This window comes from Rhodococcus maanshanensis NBRC 100610 (assembly GCF_001894865.1).
Lineage (GTDB): Bacteria > Actinomycetota > Actinomycetes > Mycobacteriales > Mycobacteriaceae > Rhodococcus_G > Rhodococcus_G maanshanensis.
Genome location: NZ_BCXA01000025.1, coordinates 15,488 through 39,028, shown reverse-complemented (window position 1 = coordinate 39,028; position 23,541 = coordinate 15,488). Strand labels below are relative to the sequence as shown.

General features: G+C 67.9%; 25 protein-coding genes. 10 read left to right on the top strand and 15 right to left on the bottom strand.

Annotated elements, in window-relative coordinates:
* Positions 1-126: 126 nt before the first annotated feature.
* Positions 127-1,014, bottom strand: a complete 888-nt coding sequence (locus RM1_RS13360; RefSeq protein ID WP_072751832.1) for a glycosyltransferase family 2 protein — start codon at positions 1,012-1,014, stop codon at positions 127-129.
* A gap of 32 nt (positions 1,015-1,046) precedes the next feature.
* Positions 1,047-1,655, bottom strand: a complete 609-nt coding sequence (locus tag RM1_RS13355; RefSeq protein ID WP_072751830.1) for a CatB-related O-acetyltransferase — start codon at positions 1,653-1,655, stop codon at positions 1,047-1,049.
* 256 nt (positions 1,656-1,911) lie between these two features.
* On the opposite strand from RM1_RS13355, the gene RM1_RS13350 reads away from it, so the two are divergent.
* Positions 1,912-2,871 carry a glycosyltransferase family 2 protein gene (locus RM1_RS13350; RefSeq protein WP_072751828.1) on the top strand — a complete coding sequence of 320 codons (960 nt, stop codon included), beginning with the start codon at positions 1,912-1,914 and terminating at the stop codon, positions 2,869-2,871.
* A gap of 10 nt (positions 2,872-2,881) precedes the next feature.
* On the opposite strand, the gene RM1_RS13345 is transcribed toward RM1_RS13350, so the two are convergent.
* Genes RM1_RS13345 through RM1_RS13335 form a run of 3 tightly spaced genes read right to left on the bottom strand, consistent with a single transcriptional unit; the run spans position 2,882 to position 5,646 of the window.
* Complete coding sequence (locus RM1_RS13345; RefSeq protein ID WP_072751827.1) at positions 2,882-3,772, bottom strand: glycosyltransferase family 2 protein; 891 nt, start codon at positions 3,770-3,772, stop codon at positions 2,882-2,884.
* A 54-nt stretch (positions 3,773-3,826) separates the two neighbouring features.
* Entirely contained in the window at positions 3,827-4,723 is an 897-nt protein-coding gene (locus RM1_RS13340) for a glycosyltransferase family 2 protein (RefSeq protein WP_072751825.1), read from the bottom strand.
* Between the two features lie 41 nt (positions 4,724-4,764).
* Positions 4,765-5,646, bottom strand: coding sequence for a glycosyltransferase family 2 protein (locus RM1_RS13335; protein WP_072751823.1), 882 nt, complete (start codon positions 5,644-5,646; stop codon positions 4,765-4,767).
* 167 nt (positions 5,647-5,813) lie between these two features.
* Here RM1_RS13335 and RM1_RS13330 point away from each other — a divergent pair, with 167 nt between their 5' ends.
* The 3 genes from RM1_RS13330 (at position 5,814) to RM1_RS13320 (ending at position 7,893) form a co-directional block, all read left to right on the top strand.
* Positions 5,814-6,812 (top strand): alpha/beta hydrolase, encoded by a 999-nt coding sequence (locus tag RM1_RS13330; RefSeq protein WP_245816294.1) that lies wholly within the window; start codon positions 5,814-5,816, stop codon positions 6,810-6,812.
* 312 nt (positions 6,813-7,124) lie between these two features.
* Positions 7,125-7,391: a hypothetical protein gene (locus RM1_RS13325; RefSeq protein ID WP_072751821.1), complete on the top strand. Its 267-nt coding sequence runs from the start codon at positions 7,125-7,127 to the stop codon at positions 7,389-7,391.
* Between the two features lie 175 nt (positions 7,392-7,566).
* Positions 7,567-7,893: a hypothetical protein gene (locus RM1_RS13320; RefSeq protein ID WP_097213754.1), complete on the top strand. Its 327-nt coding sequence runs from the start codon at positions 7,567-7,569 to the stop codon at positions 7,891-7,893.
* Positions 7,894-7,937: 44 nt separating this feature from the next.
* Here RM1_RS13320 and RM1_RS13315 read toward each other — a convergent pair whose 3' ends face one another.
* The 4 genes from RM1_RS13315 to RM1_RS13305 are packed head-to-tail and all read right to left on the bottom strand — an operon-like array spanning position 7,938 to position 9,952.
* Entirely contained in the window at positions 7,938-8,570 is a 633-nt protein-coding gene (locus RM1_RS13315; protein ID WP_072751819.1) for a Type 1 glutamine amidotransferase-like domain-containing protein, read from the bottom strand.
* On the bottom strand, positions 8,570-9,406 hold the full coding sequence (locus RM1_RS13310) for a maleylpyruvate isomerase family mycothiol-dependent enzyme (RefSeq protein WP_072751911.1): 837 nt from the start codon (positions 9,404-9,406) through the stop codon (positions 8,570-8,572). The genes RM1_RS13315 and RM1_RS13310 overlap by 1 nt, the downstream gene beginning before the upstream one ends.
* Positions 9,407-9,416: 10 nt before the next feature.
* Positions 9,417-9,578 (bottom strand): hypothetical protein, encoded by a 162-nt coding sequence (locus tag RM1_RS26420; RefSeq protein WP_169922318.1) that lies wholly within the window; start codon positions 9,576-9,578, stop codon positions 9,417-9,419.
* Positions 9,575-9,952 (bottom strand): DUF488 domain-containing protein, encoded by a 378-nt coding sequence (locus RM1_RS13305; protein ID WP_027501546.1) that lies wholly within the window; start codon positions 9,950-9,952, stop codon positions 9,575-9,577. The genes RM1_RS26420 and RM1_RS13305 overlap by 4 nt, the downstream gene beginning before the upstream one ends.
* Positions 9,953-10,205: 253 nt before the next feature.
* Between RM1_RS13305 and RM1_RS13300 the strand changes: the two genes are divergently transcribed.
* The 3 genes from RM1_RS13300 to RM1_RS13290 are packed head-to-tail and all read left to right on the top strand — an operon-like array spanning position 10,206 to position 13,077.
* Positions 10,206-11,321: a Re/Si-specific NAD(P)(+) transhydrogenase subunit alpha gene (locus RM1_RS13300; protein WP_072751817.1), complete on the top strand. Its 1,116-nt coding sequence runs from the start codon at positions 10,206-10,208 to the stop codon at positions 11,319-11,321.
* Complete coding sequence (locus RM1_RS13295; RefSeq protein WP_027501548.1) at positions 11,321-11,653, top strand: NAD(P) transhydrogenase subunit alpha part 2; 333 nt, start codon at positions 11,321-11,323, stop codon at positions 11,651-11,653. Before RM1_RS13300 ends, RM1_RS13295 begins: the two co-directional genes overlap by 1 nt.
* Positions 11,653-13,077, top strand: coding sequence for an NAD(P)(+) transhydrogenase (Re/Si-specific) subunit beta (locus RM1_RS13290; protein WP_072751815.1), 1,425 nt, complete (start codon positions 11,653-11,655; stop codon positions 13,075-13,077). The genes RM1_RS13295 and RM1_RS13290 overlap by 1 nt, the downstream gene beginning before the upstream one ends.
* Before the next feature lie 69 nt (positions 13,078-13,146).
* Here the strand turns inward: RM1_RS13290 and RM1_RS13285 are convergent, their stop codons facing one another.
* The 6 genes from RM1_RS13285 to RM1_RS13260 all read right to left on the bottom strand — a co-directional run bounded on the left by RM1_RS13285 (position 13,147) and on the right by RM1_RS13260 (position 20,779).
* Positions 13,147-14,361 (bottom strand): MFS transporter, encoded by a 1,215-nt coding sequence (locus RM1_RS13285; protein ID WP_072751813.1) that lies wholly within the window; start codon positions 14,359-14,361, stop codon positions 13,147-13,149.
* A gap of 58 nt (positions 14,362-14,419) precedes the next feature.
* Entirely contained in the window at positions 14,420-15,655 is a 1,236-nt protein-coding gene (locus RM1_RS13280) for a dihydrolipoamide acetyltransferase family protein (protein WP_072751811.1), read from the bottom strand.
* A 12-nt stretch (positions 15,656-15,667) separates the two neighbouring features.
* A complete protein-coding gene (locus RM1_RS13275) occupies positions 15,668-16,645 on the bottom strand; it encodes an alpha-ketoacid dehydrogenase subunit beta (protein ID WP_072751809.1) in 978 nt (325 codons plus the stop codon).
* On the bottom strand, positions 16,642-17,730 hold the full coding sequence (pdhA, locus tag RM1_RS13270; protein WP_072751806.1) for a pyruvate dehydrogenase (acetyl-transferring) E1 component subunit alpha: 1,089 nt from the start codon (positions 17,728-17,730) through the stop codon (positions 16,642-16,644). The genes RM1_RS13275 and pdhA overlap by 4 nt, the downstream gene beginning before the upstream one ends.
* Before the next feature lie 179 nt (positions 17,731-17,909).
* Entirely contained in the window at positions 17,910-19,310 is a 1,401-nt protein-coding gene (locus tag RM1_RS13265) for a cytochrome P450 (RefSeq protein WP_072751804.1), read from the bottom strand.
* Between the two features lie 62 nt (positions 19,311-19,372).
* Positions 19,373-20,779, bottom strand: a complete 1,407-nt coding sequence (locus RM1_RS13260; RefSeq protein ID WP_072751802.1) for a cytochrome P450 — start codon at positions 20,777-20,779, stop codon at positions 19,373-19,375.
* Positions 20,780-20,987: 208 nt separating this feature from the next.
* On the opposite strand from RM1_RS13260, the gene RM1_RS13255 reads away from it, so the two are divergent.
* The 3 genes from RM1_RS13255 to RM1_RS26545 all read left to right on the top strand — a co-directional run bounded on the left by RM1_RS13255 (position 20,988) and on the right by RM1_RS26545 (position 23,517).
* Complete coding sequence (locus RM1_RS13255) at positions 20,988-22,223, top strand: acyl-CoA dehydrogenase family protein (RefSeq protein WP_072751800.1); 1,236 nt, start codon at positions 20,988-20,990, stop codon at positions 22,221-22,223.
* A gap of 40 nt (positions 22,224-22,263) precedes the next feature.
* Positions 22,264-23,295, top strand: coding sequence for a phosphotransferase family protein (locus RM1_RS13250; RefSeq protein WP_072751798.1), 1,032 nt, complete (start codon positions 22,264-22,266; stop codon positions 23,293-23,295).
* 129 nt (positions 23,296-23,424) lie between these two features.
* The gene (locus tag RM1_RS26545; RefSeq protein WP_174562951.1) at positions 23,425-23,517 is read left to right on the top strand and encodes a VENN motif pre-toxin domain-containing protein; all 93 of its coding nucleotides are present in this window, start codon (positions 23,425-23,427) and stop codon (positions 23,515-23,517) included.
* Positions 23,518-23,541: the final 24 nt, after the last annotated feature.

Below are 23,541 nucleotides of genomic sequence, written 5' to 3'. Positions count from 1 at the left end.
ATCGTGCGCACCAGCGGTGGCTGTCGGCGCTGGTGAAGTCGCTCGCGAGATCGGCTTCGTGAGCAGCGCGCTGGAGTCCCTCTCGATCAACACTCCGGAGGGGTTCCGGCACTGCGCCTGGTTCGTCTAGACGCACCAGATCCGTTCCTTGATGCTGCCGGAGAGCCGGCCAGCCAAGAAGGCCGTGTAGTAGATCCACCCGCCCATGGAAAGGCGGGAGATGAACCGGGGGACGATAGGACTCCTGAACACCAGGGCCAGCACGTAAACCAGGAGCGGAAACGGCTTGGTGGGCCGCAGGCCGTAACATCGATAGTCCCTGTACAACTGCGGTCCGGCCTCACCATACGCGAAGGCCTGGCGCCACAGCGCACGGTAGTTGTCACGCAGGCGGTAGGCCACCATGGCCTTGGGCGCGTGGCCCAGGGTGAAGCCCGCGAGCTGGAGTCGCCACGAGATGTCGATGTCCTCGCAGACGTTCAACGACTCGTCGAAGCCGCCGACCGAGTCGAAGACGCTACGCCATATCCCGAGATTGCCCGACAGTCCGAAGTTGAGGAATCCGGGTGTCTCCTCAGGCTTGTCAGGCGGCTGCACGGGGCGCCAGGAGGCGACCTTCGGGGTGTTGAGGGTGGTTGTCTCGACCGGCCCGCTCACCGAGTCGTACTCCTGCCCGGCCGCGACCAAGGCGCCGAGCCATTCCGGGTGCACCATGTCGTCGGCGTCGCAGAACACCAGGTATTCGCCGCGGGCCGCCGCCGCTCCGGCGTTGCGGGCGTGGGGGGCGCCCTTCGTGGCGGACGAATCTACGCGGCGGAGGTCGAGGACCTCCCGGAGCGGGTGGCCGTCGATGTGCTCGGCGAGGCCGTCCGTTGACCCGTTGTCACTGACGATGACCTCGAACGTGCCCTGGTAGTCCTGCTCCGCCAGTGCGGTCAACTGCACATCGATGACACCCATCGCGTTGTAGGCGGGGATGATGACCGAGACGAGGTCAGGGCTTTGCGCTGGCATGCGTTCCTCACGACTCATGACGATGAATTGGCTCAGGCTCGGGACCGGTCGCCGCCGGCAGCGGGCAGATGGCGCTCGAGGAACTCGGACGGATCGCGTGCGGACAGGAGTTCCAGATTCTCGACGATCTTCTGCTGCGGCCAGTCCCACCAGCAGATCTGCAGCAGCTTGTCGATCGTCTCCTCGTCGTACCGCTTCCTGATGAGACGGGCCGGATTGCCGCCGACGATGGAGTAGGGAGGCACGTCCTTCGAGACGACGGCACCCGCGCCGAGGATCGCGCCGTGCCCGATGTCGACACCGCTGAGGATGGTCACGCGCGCACCGATCCACACGTCGCTGCCGATGACGATGTCACCCTTCGGCAGGGGGTGACGGTCCTCGCCCGCCCCGGGGAGCTGGAGCATGATCCGGAAGGGATAGGTCGTTACTTCGTCGGTGGGGTGTTGACCGCCGAGCACGATCAGCGTTTCGTCCGCGATGGAGCAGTACGAGCCGATCGTCAGGCGCGTCGGGTCGTGGGTGAAGGTGAGGATCTTCGGGTTTCCGTAGGTTCCCACCCCGACGGTGCCGAGCCCCAGGCGTTGGACCTTCTCGATGTCCTTGAGCTTCGAGGTCCGCCGCAACCGGAATAGATTCATGTGCTCCGCCCTTGCCGACGGTTCGCGACATGCGGCGGCTGTGCCGCCGAGTCGACCCCCGTCTCCCCGCCCGCGCTGCGCGGGCCAGTGGAGAGGGTAACCCGTTCGCACCGCTACCGTCCTTCAAAGTTCTCGAACCCGCTCCCTCGGACCCCGCGCTGCCAAATATCGCCGACAGCGGTCGGCCGGGCTGGTTGAATGGCCGGCGCGGCGTCCGCGAGCGTCGATCGATACCTGAGCCAGGTGAGGGAGAGAAGTGTCAGTCGAAACCGAATGCTCGGCCCCGGCGGTCAGCGTCTGTATCCCGATGTACAACAACGCCGACACCATCGCGCGCTGCCTGGAGAGCATCGCCGGTCAGGACTTCCGGGACTTCGAGCTCCTGATCGTCGACGACGACTCCACCGATGGCAGTTACGAGATTGCCCGCTCTCTGGCCGGCGAGAACGCACGAGTCCTTCGCAACGAGGTCAGGCTCGGTCTCGTCGGCAACCACAATCGGTGTCTGAGCCTGGCCAGGGGCAGGGCGATCCAGTTCGTGCACGGCGACGACCGCCTGCTGCCGGGCTGCCTTTCGACCCTCTCGCCGCTGTTCGACGACGCCGCAATCGGGCTCGCCTTCGCGCCGAGGATCATCGAGACCGAGGACGTGACCTGGCGCGAGCGGCATGGACGCCTCGAGCAGAACTTTCGGGACCTGGGGTCCACCAACGACGGCGCCGCGCTGGTGGCGCAGTATGTCCGCAGCGGTGCGCGGGGGAACTGGGTGGGCGAGCCGACCTGCGTGATGGTCCGGCGCAGCACGGCCCTCGATGTCGGCGGCCTGGACGAGGGGATCTATCAGCTCGTCGACATGGACCTGTGGATGCGCATCATGCAACGCTCGACGGTGGCGTGGACCCCGGACGAATTGTCGATTCGATACCACCACGGGGCATCGGAGTCCTTTGTCAACGCCGCACAGAACAAGGACTGGTTGGACCGCTACCGGATCCTGTCCAAGGTAGTGGCCGACCGTTCGCTGCCGCGGTCGTTGCGCGCGAGCGGATTCGGATGGGGGTGCCTGGTGTGGACGGACCTGTTCCTGGCCTCGGTGGTCCGGGGCCCTGATCGGGCGTCTCGCGCGAAAATCCTGCTCGGGTCCCCGCGGCGCGAGCTGCGGCGCGCCAGGCAGCAGGGTGCACGGAGGTTGGCGGGCGCCACTGCGACCGTGTGACCACCCACCGTCAGACGAAATACACCCGGTGCCTGATGCTGCCGCGGACCCGCCCGGCGATGCCGGCCGCGTAGAACAGCCACTCGCCGTAGGAGAGCTGCCTCAGCGACCGGGGGAGGGCAGGGTTGTGGAGTGCGAGCATGATTAGCTGCATGGGTGACATCGTCAGCGGCGGACGCTGGGCGCCGCGGTCGCGGTACTGCGCGTAAATCCGGACCTGTGACTGGGCCCACGCCGACTGCTGCTTTCGGAACTCAGAGTGCGAAGTACGGACCCGGTAGGCCATCAGGGCCTTCGGCGCGTGCGAAAGACCGAACCCGGCCAATTGCAGCCGCAGGCAGTAGTCGGCGTCCTCGCTGCCGGTGACGTAAGACTCGTCCCAGGGGCCGACTGCGTCGAAGACGCTGCGCCACAACCCGAAATTGCAGCTACCTACAATGCGGAACATCCCCGCGGCGGAGCCTTGCTGGTCGGGCGGCGGGACAGGTAGCCACTTCGCGATGTGCGGGGCGTTGAGGGAAGCGGTCTCGATGGGCCCGCCAACCGCGTCGGAGGTCGACGCCACCTTGACCATTTCCGTGAGCCAGTTCGGGTGCGCCCGATCGTCGGCGTCGCAGAACGCGAGGAAGTCGCCGCGCGCGTGTCCGATCCCGACGTTCCGGGCATGCGAGGCGCCCACGACCCCCGCGGAGTCGACGCATCGCAGGTTCAGCAGCGCCGCCAGGGGGTGGTTCGTGAGGAGCGCGGGAAGGTTGTCCGTTGACCCGTTGTCGCTGACGATGACCTCGAACTCACCCGGGTAGTCCTGCTCGGCGAGCGCGGTCAACTGCACCTCGATCAGGTGAGCGCAGTTGAAGGTGGGGACGATGACGGACACCAGGCGCGGCAGATCACGAGTCATCCGCGGATCCTACGGCCGGGTGAGTCGATTCTCTCTGAAAGCATGGGTGCTCGCCTAGAGGAAGTACGTCCGGTACTTGACGCTACCGATCGTCCTGCCGACCAGATGTGCGCAGGACTGTACCCAGTGTCCGCGCGAGGTACCCGAGATCCGCTGCGGCAGAAGCGGATTGGTCAGCGTAAGTCGCAGGACCTCGACGAAGACGGCGAGTCGGGGCCGACGGGGTACGCCTTGATCGACGTAGGCAGCGTAGACCTTGGCATCCGCTTCGCCGTACTTGACCATCTGGCGCCACACGTCCCTGAACGTGCTGCGTAGACGGACCGAGACAAGCGCTTCGGGCGCGTGGGCGAGGCTCAATCCCGCGAGGTGGATGCGCAGCGCGAGGTCGTTGTCCTCGCCGCCGCGCGCGTAGCGTTCGTCGAACCCGTCCACGGCTTCCGAGGTCGTCCGCCACATTCCGAAGGAACCCGAGAAGAGTGAGGGCTTCCAACCGAACAACATGGGCCTCTCGCTCGGGTCGGGCATCGGCAGCCACCGCTGTACCTCAGCGGAGTTGAGGGTGTAGGTCTCCACAGTGCCTGCGACCGCATCGCTCGCGGGGGCCGCCTCGACCAGGGCGGAAAGCCACTGTCGGTGGGCCTGATCGTCGGCGTCGCAGAATGCGAGGAAGTCGCCCTTGGCCTGGTAGATGCCGACGTTGCGGGCATGCGCGGCGCCCGGGGAGGTGGAGCTGTCGACGACCGACAGGGTCAGGTCCTGTGCCAGCGGATGGTTCCGAATGTGATCCTGCAACCCATCGGTGGACCCGTTGTCGCTTACGATCACCTCGAACCCGCCCGGGTAGTCCTGGGCGGCGAGCGCCGACAGCTGTGCGTCGATCGTGTGCTTGGCGTTGTACGCCGGGATGATCACGGAAACGAAGCTGGGTACGCGTGCAGGTGCGGTCACGTGGGGATGATAGCCACAGCGAGCACGGCGACGAGGCGAACTCAGATATAGAACACCCGGTATTTGATGCTGGCACGGATCTTGCCGACCAGGAAGCCGGTCTGGGCGAACCACATTCCGCGCGGGATCCGCGCGATGAATCGGGGCACAACCGGATTGAGGAGTATGACTCCGGCAGTGGAGAGCGCGAGATTCTTCCCGGAGTGTCGCGGGAACCCATGCTCACGGAAGGCGAGATAGAGCTTGACCGAGTTTTCGCCGTATCCGCGCAGCTGGCGCCAGGTGTCGCGGTAGGTGGTCCGAAAACGGTAGGCCACCAGGGCACCGGGGGCGTGGCCGAGGGTGAAGCCTTTGAGCTGAAGTGTCCATGACAGAGCCATGTCCTCCCCGCCCCGAGTGAAGGACTCATCGAAGCCGCCGGCCTTCTCAATTATCGGACGCCAGATTCCGAAATTGCACCCGATCGCGTAGGGCAGGTAGCCGATCTCCTTGAAGCGTTCGTCCGTTGCGGGCATCGGGCGCCACGAGGCCACCTCGGCCGTGTTGATCGACGCCGTTTCCACCGCTCCGCCGACCGCGTCGAAGTCCTGTGCGGCGAGAGTGAGCGCGGTCAGCCAGCCCGGATGGACCCGGTCGTCCTGATCGGTGAAGGCGAGGAAGTCGCCATGCGCGGCGGCGATACCGACATTGCGGGCGTGCGGAGTGCCCTGTTTGTCGGAACTGTCGACCCACCGCAGCTGCAGGCGATCGGCGAGCGGATGGCGGGCCAGGTGCTCCCGCAGGCCGTCGGTGGACCCGTTGTCGCTCACCACGACCTCGAAGGCGCCGGTGTAGTCCTGCGCGGCCAACGCGTCGAGCTGTTCGTCGATCAGCGGAAGACCGTTATATGCGGGAATGATGACGGATACCAGTTGGGGTAGCACGGGCGGAGTCTATGGCACCGAAAGCCGGCGGGCTTGGCTGTTTCTCGAGTTGGGTGCGCATCGAATCCAGAAAATGTGACGTGTGCCACTCTGTTGAATGGACGTACGTCCGATTCGGGAAAGCGAACTAGGGTGGCGCACGATTCTCGAGCGAAAGTGGGAGCGAAGTGCGTGCACGAACGCTGGCGGCAACGCTGTTGACCGCGGCTCTGCTGGGCGTTGCGCCCGCCGCTGCGACCCCCGCCGAGCAGACTCCCACCGCTGCGCGCGTCGAGGGCATCGACAAGCACACCGACCGCCAGTGGGACGTCAACGTCTACTCGCCGTCAATGGGGCGCGCGATCCCGCTGCAGGTGATCAGGCCCGCGGACACCAGCGAGCCGCGGCCCACCCTGTACCTGCTCAACGGCGCGGGGGGAGGCGAGGACGGGGCGAACTGGGAGAACCAGACCGACATCCTCGAGCTCTTCGCCGACAAGAACGTCAACGTCGTGATCCCCGCCGCGGGCATCTTCAGCTACTACACCGATTGGCAGAAGGTCGACCCCAAGCTGGGGGTCGCACACATGTGGCAGACCTTCCTCACCAAGGAACTGCCGCCGGTGATCGACAAAGCGCTGGGTACGAACAAGGTGAACTCGATCGGCGGCCTGTCGATGTCGGCGGGTTCGGTCCTCGACCTCGCGATCCAGTCGCCCGGGCTCTACAAGGGTGTCGCCGCCTACAGCGGCTGCGCGCGTACGAGCGACCCGGTCGGCCAGGCGTACATCCGCACGGTCGTCGAGGTGATGGGCGGCGCGAACACCACGAACATGTGGGGCCCGTACGACGGGCCTGCCTGGCGCGAGCACGACCCCTACCTCAATGCCGAGAAGCTCCGGGGCCTGTCCATCTACATCTCCACGGGTAACGGACTGCCCGGTGTGCACGAGGATCCGAACGCGCCGCGCAACCCGAAGTCGCCCCCGCTCGCCGATCAGATCGTCATCGGCGGCGCGATCGAGGCCGCCACCAATCAGTGCACCCGTCAGCTGGCCGACCGGTTGCGCGAGCTGAACATCCCGGCCACTGTCGATTTCCGGCCGAACGGGACCCATTCGTGGGGGTACTGGCAGGAAGACCTGCGCAAGTCGCTGCCGCAGCTGTCGGCTTCGCTCGGGATCTGAGCTCGAGAGTCACACCGCTGGCGACTGCTTGCAGGTCGCTCGAAAATCACCGCTGGCGACTGCTTGCAGGTCGCTCGAAAATCACCGCTGGCGACTGCTTGCGGCTCGCTGGAGGCACACCGCTTATAACGGCGCCGGTACCCGCATACGGTCGGAGTTGTCGTTTCGTAACCGAAGGTTCTCGCAACAGCAACCCAATCTCCCCGCCCGCTGGGCTAAGTTTCCCCCTATCGCTCGGTAGCGCGAATGCGTTACACGTAGACGCAGACCAATTTCGGTAGGCGTCCGATATGGATCGGGAAGAGGTGGGCGATGAGCGGGCTGCCCAGTGGAGTCGACGGGATCATCCGCGCGATTTTCGCCTATGAGTTCGAGGATCAAGACATGGCCGACGAGGTGGTGATCGGCGCCATCAGGTCGGGCGAGTTCGGGGAGTTCCTCGACACGGTCGGGTCCTCCGGAATGTTCACCCCCTCGGTGGTCGAGACGATCGGGGCCGCCTGGTCACGCGACCCGGAGTTGCTCGTCGACGCGTTGCTCGACGGAGTGGGCTCGGTCGCCCGTGCGACGGTCGCCTGAAAGCGGCATTGCTTGCCCACATGAGTCACTTTCGTCCCGCCAGTCACTCTGTTATCAGATCGTTGGCGAGCCGAACGTTCTGGGCACAGAATCGGCGATAGCGTGAGTTATCGCCACAGCACCACACAGTGTTACAGCGAATATGCCGTCAGTATTTGACGAAGGGACCGACACGATGAGAGACCTGGGATCCCACACAAAAGACCTCGTCAGCGCTGTGCTGTCGTACGAGTTCGACGGCGGCGAGATCGACGCCTGGGCGATCGATCTGGTGCGCGGGGGAGAGTTCGCGCAGTGGCGCGACGCCCTGACCGATTCCGGACTGTTCACCGACAATGCGGTGGAGGTGATCGGTTCGGCCTGGCGGCGGGACCCGGAGCTTCTGGTCGACGCGCTGCTCGACGGCGCGGATGAGGTCTCTCGCCGCCGGCTCAAGACGATGCGCCGTCCCTCCCTCCTGCCGGTCCACATCCCCGCCGACCGGATCGTCGGATTCGGCTGACCAACGGCACAGCGGTGGCCGGGCCAGCAGGGCCCGGCCATCACTCATATCCGGCCGTCGATGACGATCGCGTCGTCGTCGGTCAGGGTCCGGTACGGGGTGCCTGCCAGTCGGTAGCCCTCCGCGACCTCCTCGATCAGGGCCGTCTCCTCGCTGCCGTATCCCGGCGAGCGGAAGTGCGGCACGATCGCGTGGTCGATCAGGCCGAGCCCCTCCCAGATGACAGGCGTGCCGCAGGCCGGCCCGACCTCCGCCGGATCGTCGATCAGTTCGAGACCCCGCAGCGACGGTGACATCAGGCAGGCGCCTGCGCTGTACCCGGCGTAGACCAGCGCGTCGGAACGCAGCAGCTCCGGCAGCACCAGGTCGGCGCCGCTCCGCGCGAACTGGGCGCGCAGGACGAAGGTGTTGCCGCCGCGCACCCACACCATCGACTGCTTCGTCAGCTCCGCGCGCAGGGATTCCGGGTCTCCGATGAACTCGCGCAGGTCCAGCTCTCGCGCGTCGAAACCCATCCGGCGCAGCGGCGCCACGTCGCTGACCACCGCCGAGTCGCGTCCCACCTCCCACGCGTCCGCGGCGTTCGCGATCACGGCGACGGGGCCTGGCCCGTCGAGCAGGTTCAGCAGTCGATCGGGGTCCGCCCCGAACCTGTACGAGGACAGGAACAGTCGCATCAGATGGTGAAGGCGAGGTTGGCCGCGATCTGGCGGCCGAGGGCCTCGTCGCCGAGGATCTCTATCTCCCCGGCGTGATCCGCGGCGGACACCCGTCCTCCGCACAGTCGGGTGAACAGCCGCGAATCGAGCCGCAGCGTCGTGGTCGCGGGCGCGTCAAGGGCGGGGACGACGGCGGCGCGGCCGTGGACGGCGATGTGGATGTCGCGGGCGAGCGGGCCGGTCAGCGCGAAGGTCACGGTCGAGCCCTGTGGCGCGCCGCCCTTCTTGCCGACCGCGAAGCCGAGGCCCCCGATCAATTCCGCGAGCGAGTACTCGGCCCGCGGCCCGCCCTCCTCGCCGGGCAGGCCGACGGCGTCCCGGATGTCGTGTTCGTGGAACCAGCAGTCGAACAGCCGGGTACGCATGAACCTGCCGTAGCTGTCGGGGCCGACCGGCGTCATCGACGGGGCGTCGAAGTCGTCCTGAGTCATCGCGGACAGCGCCGCGCGGCGCGTGCGGATGATGTCGCGGAACCCGGACAGCAGCTGGGCGTGGCTGTGCGAGCGCAGGCCTGCCACCCAGCGCTCGTTGAAGGCGCCGATCGGATTGTGGACGTGGGGAGAGTCGGGCACCTCGTCCGCGGCCAGCGGCGGCTCGACGTCGCTCAGCATCGACTCGATCCCGATCAGGTGCGCGACGACATCGTGCACCGTCCAGCCCGGGAGCGGTGTCGGGCTCGACCACTGCTGGTCGGTGAGCCCGGCCAGCAGGCCGTCGAGGATGTCCCATTCCTCGAACAGGGCGGCGGTCAACGGCTCACGGTCGATCAGCGTCGGCTGCTTCGCATCGCTCACCGGCGCCACTCTAGGTGCTGGGCAGGCGGGTCGCCGGGATATGCGGCTCGGCGTCGCCCGCGCACCGCTGGCAGCCGTCCTCGGTCCCGTCGGGCCGGAACGCCCCGCACTCGGGGCACACCCGGTCGAGCCAGCACGCCGGGTCGCCGCCGAGGTCGTCGGCGGAGCTCACGAGTCCGACCCCCGCAGGAACTCCGCGAGCACCTCGGCGTGACTGTGCTCGAGGTCCCTTGTCGCGGTGAGCAGGACCAGCGGGCGACCGTGCGCGAGTTTCTCGACGCGGGCGATCGCCTCCTGGCCGGCGTCGGACTCGAGTTCCGCGCGGTAGCGCGCCCGGAATTCCCTGAAGTGCGCGGCCTCGTGGCTGTACCACCGCCTCAGTTCGGTCGACGGCGCGAGATCCCTGGCCCAATCGTCGTAGTGGAATGCGTCCTTGCGGATGCCACGCGGCCAGAGTCGGTCGACGAAGATCCGGGCACCCGGCTCGGGTTCGGGGTGGTCGTAGACGCGCTCGATCGTGACGGTCGGCTTGGTCTGCCTGCTCATCGGCACCTCCGATGCGGTCGGAAATCCCAGACTACGCGTGTGACCGGTGCCACATATTGATGTCCGAGTTGGGCGATTGGTCCTGTTCGGATTCGATTCAGTTTCCATCCCCTGGGATGAGATTCCCCTATCGTGGCCTGACTCTGGCTAGTGTTGTGAACTTCGTGCCAGCTGGGTCATCATCCGCAAGTCGCACGGGTGCCGCCGTCCGCCGCGGTTCCAAAACCACCTACCGCAGGAAGTAAATAGGCAGTTGGATACATCGCAGAGCTCACAGCAGCCGCGCCCAACGGTCGGCGTCGTTCGGGAAACGAACGACGGCGAACGTCGGGTCGCGTTGGTACCCAAGGTCGTCGCAACGCTCCGCGGCAAGGGCCTCGACGTCATCGTCGAGTCCGGTGCGGGGCTTGGCGCCCTGATGCCCGACGAGTTGTACGAGGAGGCGGGTGCGACCATCGGCGACGCGTGGTCCGCGGACGTCATCGTCAAGGTCGCGGCCCCGAACGCCCAGGAGACCGCCCGGCTGCGCGCAGGCCAGAAGCTGATCGGCTTCCTCGCCCCGCGCACCAACGAGACCGGCATCGCCGCGCTCGCGGACGCCGGGGTCGAGGCGTACGCCGTCGAGGCGATCCCGCGCATCTCCCGCGCCCAGGTGATGGACGCGCTGTCCTCGCAGGCCAACGTCGCGGGCTACAAGTCCGTCGTGCTGGCCGCATCGGAGTCCACCCGGTACTTCCCGATGCTCACCACGGCCGCGGGCACCGTCAAGCCGGCCACCGTGCTGGTGCTCGGCGTCGGCGTGGCAGGCCTGCAGGCGCTGGCCACGGCCAAGCGTCTCGGCGCCCGCGTCACCGGTTACGACGTGCGACCCGAGGTGGCGGACCAGGTCCGTTCCGTCGGTGCACAGTGGCTGGACCTGGGCATCGACGCGGCGGGCGAGGGCGGATACGCCCGCGAGCTGACCGAGGACGAGCGGGCCCAGCAGCAGCAGGCGCTCGAGGACGCGATCAAGGGCTTCGACGTGGTCATCACCACCGCGCTGGTGCCCGGCCGCCCGGCCCCGTGCCTGGTCACCGCCGCCGCCGTGGAGGGCATGAAGCCCGGCAGCGTCATCGTCGACCTGGCGGGCGAGACCGGTGGCAACTGCGAGATCACAGAGCCCGGTCAGACCGTCGTCAAGCACGGCGTGACCATCTGCTCCCCGCTGAACCTCCCTGCCACCATGCCCGAGCACTCGAGCGAGCTGTACTCGAAGAACCTGTACGCCCTCATCGAGCTGATGCTCGACGAGAGCGGCGCGCTCGCGCCGGACTTCGACGACGAGGTGCTCGCCGCCGCGTGCGTCACCCGCAAGGAGGAAACCCCCTGATGTACAACGAACTTCTTGCGAACATCGCGATCCTGGTCCTGGCCGGGTTCGTGGGCTTCGCGGTCATCTCCAAGGTGCCCAACACCCTGCACACGCCGCTGATGTCGGGCACCAACGCCATCCACGGCATCGTCGTGCTCGGCGCGCTGGTCGTGCTCGGTCACCTGCCAGGCGATGCCCCGTGGAGCATCAAGATCATCCTGTTCGTCGCGCTGGTGTTCGGCACCCTGAACGTCGTCGGCGGCTTCGTCGTCACCGACCGCATGCTCGCGATGTTCAAGCCCAAGAAGGACGCCCCGAAGGCGGCCGAGAAGAAGGGGGCTGACGCCTGATGGGCTACCTCGTCACGATCCTCTACATCGTCGCGTTCTCGATGTTCATCTACGGTCTTTCCGGCCTCACCGGCCCGAAGACCGCGGTGCGCGGCAACTACATCGCCGCGGTCGGCATGCTGATCGCGGTCGTCGCAGTCCTCATCGACATCCGCGACACCGACAACTGGGCCCTCATCGCCGGCGGTCTGCTGGTCGGCGTCGTCCTCGGCGTCCCGCCGGCGCTGCGCACCAAGATGACGGCGATGCCGCAGCTGGTCGCGCTGTTCAACGGCGTCGGCGGTGGCACCGTCGCGCTCATCGCGTGGGCCGAGTTCCTCAACTCCGACGGCTTCACCGCCGTCGAGGCGGTGCCCTCGGCACCGTTCATCGTCGGATCGCTGTTCGCCGCGATCATCGGGTCGGTCTCGTTCTGGGGCTCACTGGTGGCGTTCGCGAAGCTGCAGGAACTGCTGAACAAGAACGTGGAGAAGGTGTTCGTCTCGAACGCCAAGGCGTTCCAGGTCGCGAACATGATCCTCGCGCTGGTCTCGATCGGGCTGGCCGTTTTCATCGGCATCAATGCCGACGGTGACCCGCAGTCCTCGCTGCTGATCGTCGGGTTGCTCGTCGCGGCCGGTGTCATGGGCCTGTTCGTGGTGTTGCCGATCGGCGGCGCCGACATGCCCGTGGTGATCTCGCTGCTCAACGCGCTCACCGGCCTGTCCGCCGCGGCCGCGGGTCTGGCCTTGAACAACCAGGCGATGATCGTGGCCGGCATGATCGTCGGCGCGTCGGGCACCATCTTGACGAACCTGATGGCGAAGGCGATGAACCGGTCGATCCCGGCGATCATCTTCGGCTCGTTCGGTGGCGACGCCGCAGAGGCGGGCGGCGCGAGTGCGACCGGCGGCACCGTCAAGGCGACCTCCGCCTCGGATGCGGCGATCCAGATGGCGTACGCCAACCAGGTCATCGTCGTCCCCGGCTACGGACTCGCCGTGGCGCAGGCACAGCACGCCGTCAAGGAGATGGCCGCGCTGCTCGAGGCCAGGGGCGTCGAGGTCAAGTACGCGATCCACCCGGTCGCCGGTCGCATGCCCGGTCACATGAACGTGCTGCTGGCGGAGGCGGATGTCGAGTACGACGCCATGAAGGAGATGGACGACATCAACGGTGAGTTCTCGCGCACCGACGTCGCCATCGTCATCGGCGCCAACGACGTGACCAACCCCGCGGCGCGCAACGATCCCAGCAGCCCGATCCACGGCATGCCGATCCTCAACGTCGACGAGGCCCGCTCGGTCATCGTCCTCAAGCGGTCGATGTCCTCGGGCTACGCGGGCATCGACAACCCGCTGTTCTTCGCGGACACCACCTCGATGCTGTTCGGCGACGCCAAGAAGATGGTCGCCGCGGTCACCGAGGAGCTCAAGGCGCTGTAAGCGGCTTCGCCGCCTGTGCGCGTGTTGTACCCCTGTCGGGGTACAACACGCGCACAGTTGTTTTCAGGGTCAGTTCCGAGCGTCGAGTTCGACGGGCGCCCGCGGCGATCGCCGAACCTGTCCCGCGTACCGCGATGCCAGCAGCACGAACGCCAGTGGCACCAGCATCGTCGCGGTCAGCGGCATCAGCTCGGTCAGCCAGCCGAGCAGCGCGGGACCCGCGAGCAGCCCGACGTAGCCCATACCCACCACGCGCGACATGTTCACCCCAGCCGACCCGACGCTCAGGTTGCCCGCCGCGGTGAAGATCTGCGGGATGCAGCCGGACAGCCCGAGTCCGAACAGTGCCCACCCGGCCAGCGTCAGCCACACCCAGCCGGACACGACCACCATCCCGATGCCCGCGGCCGCGATCAGCGTGCCGTAGCGCACCACCGCGACCGGTCCGAGCGCGGCGCTGACCCGGTCGGCGCCGAACCGGCCGACCGTCATCATCAGCGCGAACGCGCCGAAGGCCAGCGCGGCCGTGGCGTCGGAGGTGCCGAGGTGCTCTTTGACCTGCAGCGTGCTCCAGTCGTTCGCGGCACCCTCGGACAGGAACAGTGCAAACGCGAGCGCGCCGAGAGCCAACACCTTGCGAGAGGTCCCCGCGGCGGGGCGCGGGCGGGTGGCGTGGTCTTGGGCGGGGTGGTCGGGGGCGACGTGCGGCAGCAGGAACGGACAGCACCCGACGACCGTCACGAACCCGATCGCGGCGGCGACGGTCAGCGAGGTCAGCGGTGGCCAGCCCGCGGCGAGGGCCGCGGCGCCGAGCAGGGACCCGACGACGCTGCCGACGGAGAAGAACGCGTGGAAGGCCGACATGATCGGCCGCCGGTACAGCCGCTCGGCGTGCACGGCCTGCGAGTTCATCGACACGTCCAGCGCGCCGTTGCCGAACCCGAACACCGTCAGTGCGACGCCGAGCCAGACCGCGTCGGTCGCCAGCCCGGGCCCGATCACCCCGAACGAGATGAACACCCCGGCGAGGATCACCATCAGGCGGCTGCCGTAGCGATCCGCGAGCGGGCCCGCCACCTGCATGCCGACCAGGGCGCCGCCTGCCAGCAACAGGAGCAGCCAGCCGAGGGTGGCGTGGCTGATACCGGTGCGCTCCGAGATGGCCGGGATGTGCACCACCCATGCGGCCAGCAGGAATCCGTTGACGGCGAAGATCCCGAAGATCGCGGCGCGGGCCCGGCGGAGCGCGGCGGGATCGGCGAGGGTCGGGCTGTTCGGGCGCACCCACTCTTTCTACCCGGCGCCACAGCAAGCTGACCACCCGGCCGGTCGGTCGGCCGTTTCAGAGCAGCGAGAGCGGATCCCCGAGTGTCGCGGCGATGTCGACGAGGAAGCGCGATCCCTGTTCGCCGTCGACCAGGCGGTGATCGAAGGACAGCCCCAGGGTGGTGACCGAGCGGACGGCGAGCTCGCCGTCGACGACCCACGGCCGTGGCGCGATCGCGCCGAGGCACAGGATCGCCGCCTCGCCCGGGCTCAGGATCGGCGTTCCGGTGTCCACGCCGAACACCCCGACGTTGGTGATGGTGATGGTGCCGCCGGACAGGTCGGCGGGGGTACAACGGCCTGCCCGAGCGGTCTCGGTGAGCTCGTGGATCGCCCGGGTGAGCTCGAGCAGGCTCATCAGGTGCGCGTCCTTGACCGTCGGCACCAGGAGCCCGCGCGAGGTGGCGGTCGCGATCCCGAGATTGACGTAGTGCCTGGTGACGATCTCCTGGTGCGCCTCGTCCCAGCTCGAGTTGAGGGTGGGGTGATCGCGCAGCGACACCAGCAGGACCTTGGCCACCAGGGCCAGCGGGGTCGGCTCGAGGTCGGCGAAGGCGGGGCTCGCGCGCAGGTGAGCGATCAGGTCCGTCGACGCGCTCACGTCGACCGTGACGAACTCGGTGACGTGCGGGGCGGTGAAGGCGCTGCGCGTCATCGCGTCCGCGGTCTGCCGCCGCACGCCCCGGATCGGGGTGCGGGTCTCGCGGGGCGGCGTTGCTTCCTCGGGCAAAGGCGCTTTTCGTGAAACATCCTGCGCGCGTATGTCCTCCGGGGTGATCGCCCCACCGAACCCGGTGCCGTTCACGGTGCTCAGGTCGACGCCGAGCTCGTGGGCCAGCCTGCGTGCGGAGGGCGTCGCGTCGGGTCGGGCATCGTCGCGGTCCGCGGTCGTGGGCGGGGCTTTGGGGGTGGCTCTTCGCCGCCTGCTCGGGGGCGGGGCGGTCGGTCCGTACCCCACCAGCGTGGCCGGATGATCCGGCGGTTCGGCGGCGGGCGTCGCCGCTGCGCCTGGCTCGCCGATCCGGATCAGCGGTGCCCCGACCTCGACGATGGTGCCGGGTTCGGCGAGCAGGGCCAGCACCGTCCCGGCGAAGGGGGAGGGCAACTCCACCAACGCCTTTGCCGTCTCCACCTCCGCGATCACCTGGTCGAGTGCGACGATGTCGCCCACCGCGACCGACCAGCGGACCAGTTCCGCGTCCGTCAGGCCCTCGCCGAGGTCGGGCAGCCGGAACTCGTTCGCTGGGTGCACGGGGATGTCCCTTCAGGCGGCGAACGTCTGGTCGACCGCGTCGAGTATGCGGTCCGGGTCGGGCAGGTAGTACCGCTCCAATCTGGCGGGTGGGTAGGGAGTGGCGAACCCGCCGACCCGGATGACCGGCGCCTCGAGTTGGTAGAAGCACCGCTCGGTGATCCGGGCGGCGATCTCCGACCCGAGCCCGAGGAACACCGGGGCCTCGTGCGCGACGACCAGCCGACCGGTCTTGCGGACGGAGGCCTCGATGGTGTCGAAGTCGATCGGGGAGAGCGAGCGCAGATCGATCACCTCGATCGAATGTCCCTCCTGCCGGGCGACTTCGGCCGCCGACAGCGCGGTGGCCACCATCGCCCCGTACGCGACGAGGGTGACGTCCGTGCCTGGCGCGGCGACCCGGGCCCGGTGCAGGTCGATGGCGGCGGGGGCGTCGAGATCCACCTCGCCCTTGTCCCAGTACCGGCGCTTGGGTTCGAAGAAGACCACCGGATCGTCCGACGCGACGGCCTGCATGATCATGTGGAAGGCGTCGTCAGGGGTGGACGGGGTGACCACGCGGAGGCCGGGGGTGTGGGCGAAGTACGCCTCCGGGGACTCCGAATGATGCTCCACCGCACCGATTCCGCCGCCGAACGGCACCCGGATCGTCAGTGGTGCCCGCACCCGGCCGCTGGTACGGAAGTGGATCCTGGCGACCTGGGACACGATCTGGTCGAAGGCCGGGTAGACGAACCCGTCGAACTGGATCTCGCACACCGGCCGGTAGCCGCGCAGCGCCATCCCGAACGCGGTCCCGATGATGCCGGATTCGGCGAGCGGGGTGTCGATCACGCGGGCGGCGCCGAAGTCCTTCTGCAGCGTGTCGGTGACCCGGAAGACGCCGCCGAGCTTGCCGATGTCCTCGCCCATCAGCAGCACCTTCGGGTCGCGCTCGAGGGCCTTCCGCAGCCCGGCGTTCAGCGCGGCGCCCAGCGCCATCGTGGTCATGACTGCGCCTCCTCGAGAGTGCTCAGGTACGCCGAGAAACGGCTGCGTTCCTCGTCGATCAGCGGATGCGGGCCGGAATACACGTGATCGAACACCGTCATCGGGTCCGGATCGGGGAGAGCGAGGGCGCCCGCCCGCAACGCCTCGGCCGCCGCGAGGGCCTTGGCGTCGACCCCGCGGGTGAACTCCTCGTCGATCGCGCCCTCGCGCAGGAGCAATCGGCGGAGCCGGTCGATGGGATCGCGGGCGCGCCAGTGCTCGACTTCCGCGCCGGTCCGGTAGCGGGTCGGGTCGTCGGAGGTGGTGTGCGGGCCCATCCGGTAGGTGATGGCCTCGATGAAGGTCGGCCCGCCGCCCTCACGCGCGCGCCGGACGGCCGTTCGGGTCACCGCGAGCACGGCGAGGACGTCGTTGCCGTCGACCGCGATCCCCGGGATCCCGAACCCGCGGGGCCGGGCCACGAGCGGGAACGGGCTCTGCAGTTGCACCGGTTCGCTGATCGCCCAGTGATTGTTCTGGCAGAAGAAGACCACGCCTGCGCCCGCGCTCGCGGCGAACCCGAGCGCCTCGGACAGGTCGCCCTGGCTGGTGGCGCCGTCGCCGAAGTACGCCATGACCGCGATCTCGGCGCCGTCCATGTGGGCGGCGATCGCATAGCCGGTGGCGTGCAGGCCCTGCGAGCCGACGACGATGGCGGGATTGGTCAGGTTGTACTCGGCGGGATCCCAGTTCGACAGCGCCACACCCCGCCACATCGGCGGCCATTGCTCCGGCGGCACGCCGCGGCAGTACGCCAGTCCGTGCTCGCGGTAGCTGGTGAAGACGTAGTCGTCGGGTTCGAGTGCCCGCGCTGAGCCGATCTGGGACGCCTCCTGACCCAGGCTCGGCGCCCAGATCCCCAGCTGTCCCTGACGTTGGAGGGCGGTGGCCTCCGCGTCGACGCGGCGCAGCACCACCATGTCCTTGTACAGGGTGCGCAACTCCTCTGGGCCGATGTCGGCGACCTCGCCCGCGTGGCCGGCTCCGTGTACACGGGCCCCGTCGGGTTGGATGAGTTGGACCGGATAGTCGATTTTCTCGGACACCGGACCCTCCTCGTTGCATGTGCCGGGGCGGTCCTCGTGAGACCTCGGCGGCGCTCGATGTGTCCTTACCTCACAGCATCCACCTTTGCCGGCGAGGCGCAAGTGAGCTGGTCAGCGAGCGGCGAATCAACGCCCTGACCTGCAGTGACCATCGGTTCGTCGCGATCGGTGACCAGCGCTCAGCGGCGGTGCAGACGCAGCCGGAACCCCTCCGGCTTGAGGGTGAGCAGCTCGGTGACGTCCAGCTCGTAGTCGGGTTCGGGCTCGAGGTCATAGCGGTGCAGCAGCAGGGCAAGGGCCATCACGATCTCGTGGATCGCGAACTGCCTGCCGATGCAGGAACGGATCCCGGTGCCGAACGGCTTGTAGACGTGCCCGGGGCGCTTGCGGACGTTCGCGGGCAGGAACCGCTCCGGGTCGAAGGCGTCCGGGTCGTCGCCCCAGACGGGGTCGCGGTGCAGCTGCGGCAACAGCACGAACGCGGCCTCGCCCGCCTTCATCGGGTAGCGGCCGCCCAGCACGGTGTCCTCGCGCGCCTCACGCATGTAGCCGGGCGCGGTCGGCCACAGGCGCAGCGTCTCGTCGAGGACGCGCCGCACGTACCGCAGCTTGGGGATCTGTTCGAACACCGGATCGGGGTCGGTGCCCTGCGGCCACATCGCGTAGATCTCAGCGCGGGCGCGCTCGGCGACCTCCGGGTTGTTGGCCAGGTAGTACAGCGCGAACGACAGGGCACCCGAGGAGGTCTCGTGGCCGGCGATGAGGAAGGTGATCACCTGGTTGCGGACGTTCTCGTCGTCGAGGCGCTCGCCGGACTCGGGATCCTCGGTGGAGAGCATCAGACCGAGCAGGTCGTCACGGTGCTCCTCGGGGTTCGCGCGGCGCGAGCGGATCACCTCGTCGACCACGTGGGCCATGTAGGCCAGGTCGGCCTTGTTCCTGCGGATCGCCTTGCGCTTGATCGCCCGGTCCAGGAGCGGGATCGGGAGGGTGAACGAGGCCTTCTGCGCAAAGGTGAGCGAGCGGATCATCGCACCGACGAACGGGTCCTGCTCCGCGCGGTCGAAGGAGCCGAACTCGTATCCGAAGCCGGTCCGGCCGATCGTCTCGAGGGTCACCTTGGTCATGTCAGGGGTGACCTCGACCGGCGTGGAGTCGCAGCGCTCGTCCCAGTGCCCGATCAGTTCGCGCACGGTGTCGAGCATGGTCTGGTGGTAGCTGCGCATCGCGGACTGGGTGAAGGCGGGCATCAGGATGTTGTGGGCCTTCGACCAGTTCGGTTCGGAGTTGTAGGCGGTGAACAACCCGTCGCTGCCGATCGGCCGCAGGTTCCGCAGGGCGATGCCGACGTGCTTCTGGAACCGGCTCTCGTCGTTGAGCTCGGTGGCCAGGTCCGCGCCGGAGACGAAGGTGAACACGTAGTTGAAGATCTTGCGCTCGTAGACCGGGCCGAGGCGCTGCGCGCAGGCCATCGCGTTCTGCGTCGGCTTGGTGACATCGACGTCGAGCACGTCCCCGAGCAGGGGGATCCGGCGCGGCGGATGGGGCAACGACGGACGATCGACCGCAAGGACTGCCATTGCTCCATCTTGGCGTGCCCGCGCGTCGAGGGGCGGCGGAACGCGCCCATCGGCGCGGTTCGTCAGCGTCGTCGCAGACCCAGTCGCAGGCCGACGGGCTTGAGCGTGAACTCCTCCGCCACCTCAAGCTGGTAGCCCGGCACGGGATCGAGCTCGTAACGATGCAGGATCAGCGCCAGCGCCAGCGTGGATTCGTGGAGGGCCAGCTGTCGCCCGATGCACGAGCGCATGCCGGTGCCGAAGGGTTTGTAGATGCCGACCGGGCGGGTGCGGGCGCGGTCCGGGAGGAACCGGTCCGGATCGAAGGCGAGCGGGTTCGGGCCCCACACCGGGTCCCGCTGCACACGCAGGGTGAGCGCCAGCAGGGCCTGGCCCTTCCGGACGACGTGGCCGCCGAGGGTGGTGTCCTGCTTCGGTTCGCGGAAGTAGCCGGGGGCGATCGGCCACAGGCGCAGCGTCTCGTCGACGATCCGGCGCACGTACCTGAGCTTGTGCACGTCGCCGAACACCGGCTCGGGTGCCGCGTCGACCGGCCACAGCGAGGAGATCTCGGCCCGGGCACGGTCCGCGATCTCGGGGTGGGTCGCGAGCAGGTGCAGCGCGAACGACAATGTGCCCGATGTGGTCTCGTGACCCGCACTGAGGAAGCTGATCACCTGGTTGCGGACGTTCTCGTCGTCGAGGCGCTCGCCGGACTCCGGGTCGGCGGTGCTGAGCATCAGCGCCAGCAGGTCGTCGGGCCGGCCCTCCGGGTGGCCGCGACGCTCGCGGATGATGTCGTCGACCACGTGCCGGACATAGTCGACGTCGCGCGCGTTCTGCCTGATGTCCTTGCCGTGGACCGCGTTCTCCAGCCAGTGCACCGGGATGCGGAACCCCGCGCGCCCGATGTAGGCGAACATGCGCGCCACCGCGACCGCGAAGGGGTCGGGCTCGCTACGCGTGAACGAATCGAAGTGATAGCCGAATCCGATGCGGCCGATCGCCTCCAGCGTCAGCTTGCTCGTGTCGGTGTGCACGTCGACGGTGGTGTCCCCGTCGGCCAGCGCGTCCCAATGCGTGATGAGCTCGCCGACCGTGTCGAGCATGATGTCGTGGTAGCCGCGCATCGCGGACAGCGTGAAGGCCGGCATCAGGATGTTGTGCGCCCGCGCCCAGTTGGGTTCGTCGCTGTATGCGGTGGGCAGCGCGTCGCCGAGGAACTCGCGTGAGGCGGCGAAGGCGAAACCGACGTGCTTGCCGAACCGCTTCTCGTCACCGAGCTCCGTGTACGCCGCGGGACCCGAGACGACCGTGAGGTGCCGGTTGAAGATCTTGGTTTCGTAGATCGGGCCGAGGAATCCGGCGAGTTCGGCCAGCCGCTGAGCGGGGCGGGCGGCGTCGGCGGAGAGCACGTCACCGAGCACCGGGAGCCGGTGCGGTGGGTGCGGCAGCGCCTCGGTGGCCATCGCGGGAAGCGGACGAGCCATGACTGATTCTCGCGCACTTCGGGGGTGTTTGTCGCCCCGGTCGTCCCTCGTGGCCCACCGAGATCGATTCGAACCCGATTTGTTGCGGCTCGGCAGCGATATTCGCGTCCGCAGGTGGTAGCGGCATCCGCGAACTAGCATCGCTGCTGGGTAATTCCGCCGCGGACGCGGCCGTCACGGGCTCGCTGGTCCAGGGAGAGGAAAGCAGATGGATTTCGCACCCACCGAACGCTGCCAGGAGTACCGCGGCACGCTGCTGGCCTTCATGGATGAGCGGGTCTACCCGGCCGAGGCGGTGTACGAACAGCAGATGCGCGAGTCGGCGGACCCGCATTTCCAGCCACCGGTCATCGAGGAGCTCAAGGTCGAGGCGCGGTCGCGGGGGCTGTGGAACCTCTTTCACCCGCATCCCGAATTCGGACCGGGGCTGACCAATTCGGAGTACGCGCCACTGGCCGAGATCATGGGACGGAGCCACCTGGCGTCCGAGGCGTGCAACTGCTCCGCCCCGGACACCGGGAACATGGAGGTGCTCACGCTCTTCGGCACCGACGAGCACAAGCAACGCTGGCTGCGGCCGCTGCTGGACGGCACCATCCGCTCCGCGTTCGCGATGACCGAGCCCGATGTCGCCAGTTCGGACGCGACCAACATCCAGATGACCATGGTCCGCGACGGCGACGGCTGGGTGCTCAACGGGCGCAAATGGTGGACCTCGAATGCGTTGCACGCCAATTGCCGGGTGCTGATCGTGATGGGCAAGACCGATCCCACCGGGCCCGTCTACAGCCAGCAGTCGATGATGGTGGTACCGATCGACGCCCCCGGGATCACGGTGGTGCGCGGGCTGCCGGTGTTCGGCTACCAGGACCGCGAGGGTCACGCCGAGGTGCTGTTCGAGAACGTCCGGGTTCCCGATGCCGATGTGTTGGCCGGTCCCGGTGCGGGTTTCATGATCAGCCAGGCGCGACTGGGGCCGGGGCGGATCCACCACTGCATGCGCGCGATCGGGATGGCGGAGCGGGCGCTGGAGCTGATGTGTCGGCGGGCGTCGACCCGCGTCACCTTCGGTCGTCCGCTGAGCGCGCGTGCCAACATCCAGGACTGGATCGCCGAGGCGCGGATCGAGATCGAGATGGCACGGCTGTTGACCCTCAAGACCGCCTGGCTGATGGACACTGTCGGCAACCAGGAGGCGCGCACCGAGATCGCCGCCATCAAGGTGGCCGCCCCGCAGATGGCGCTCAAGATCGTCGACCGCGCCATCCAGGTGCACGGCGGCGGCGGGGTGTCCGACGACTTCCCGCTGGCGATGATGTACGCGCACCTGCGCGCCTTGCGGCTCGCCGACGGCCCCGACGAGGTGCACAAGCGGACCATCGCACGCCAGGAGCTGCGGCCGTACCGGCTTGCCGCGGAAGAGGCCGTCGCAGCCGCGAAATGACATACACCGCAACGCAGTCCGTGACAGGAAAGGGAACCCGATGAGCAACGCCGTAGGACTCGACGAAGAGGCGGTGTCGAACTGGATCGCCGACATGGGGGTCGGTGCCGTTGCGCCGCTCGAGTTCACCAGGATCGGCAACGGGCAGTCGAATCTGACCTACCTGGTGTCCGACGCGGGCGGAGGCCAGTGGGTCCTGCGCAGGCCGCCGCTCGGGCACCTGCTGGCGTCCGCGCACGACATCGCCAGGGAGTACCGGATCCTGTCCGCGCTGCAGGGGACGGGGGTGCCGGTCCCGAAGGTGCTGGGTCTGACGGAGGATCCGGCGATCACCGACGCACCACTGATGCTGATGAGCTTCGTCGACGGGGTGGTGATCGACAGCATCGGGGTGGCGAAGAATCTGACACCGGAACGTCGGCGGGCCACCGGGCTGTCGATGCCGAAGGCGTTGGCCAGCATCCATGCCGTCGATCTCGAGCTGGCCGGACTCGACGACCTCGCGAGCCACTCGCCGTACGCGGAGCGTCAGCTCAGGCGCTGGTCGGGACAGTGGGAAAAGTCGAAGACCCGTGACATCCCGGCGGTCGACGAGTTGGCGGCGCTGCTCACCAGGTCGATTCCCGCGCAGACCGAGCTGAACCTGGTGCACGGCGACTTCCACCTGAGCAATGTGATCACCGCGCGTGACGACGGGCGGGTGGTGGCCGTCGTGGACTGGGAACTGTGCACGCTCGGTGATCCGCTCGCGGATGTCGGTGCGCTGCTGGCGTATTGGGCGCAGGCGGAGGACGAGGTGCCGGGTCCCTTCGCGGCGTCGACCCTGGAGGGATTCCCGACCAGGGAGGAGCTGACCAAGGCCTACATGCACGAGACCGGCAGGGATCCGGCCGCGCTCGGGTTCTGGCACGCGCTCGCCCTGTGGAAGATCTCGATCATCGCCGAGGGCGTGCTGCGGCGGACGATGGAGGATCCACGGAACACGGCCGCGGTCGGAGCGCCGTCGACGAAATTGATCGACGACATCGTGGCCCAGGCGATGGACATCGCGCGCAGGGCGGGCCTCCGGTAGCCGATCGTATTCAAATCGTGACCAAAAGAATCTTGTAAAAGAAATCCCGAATGGGCTAGACGGATCCCGGATGGGTGTGCACACTTCTTTGTGAGCCGGATCACGGTGAATCACGCAAAGGAGAACAACATGGACAACATCCTCAGCCAGCTGATCTCGATCCTCGGCGGACTCGCGGGCGGACTGACGTCGGGCTCGTCGAAGCCCAAGACCACCACGTGAATACTCGGACCTGATCGAATGCCC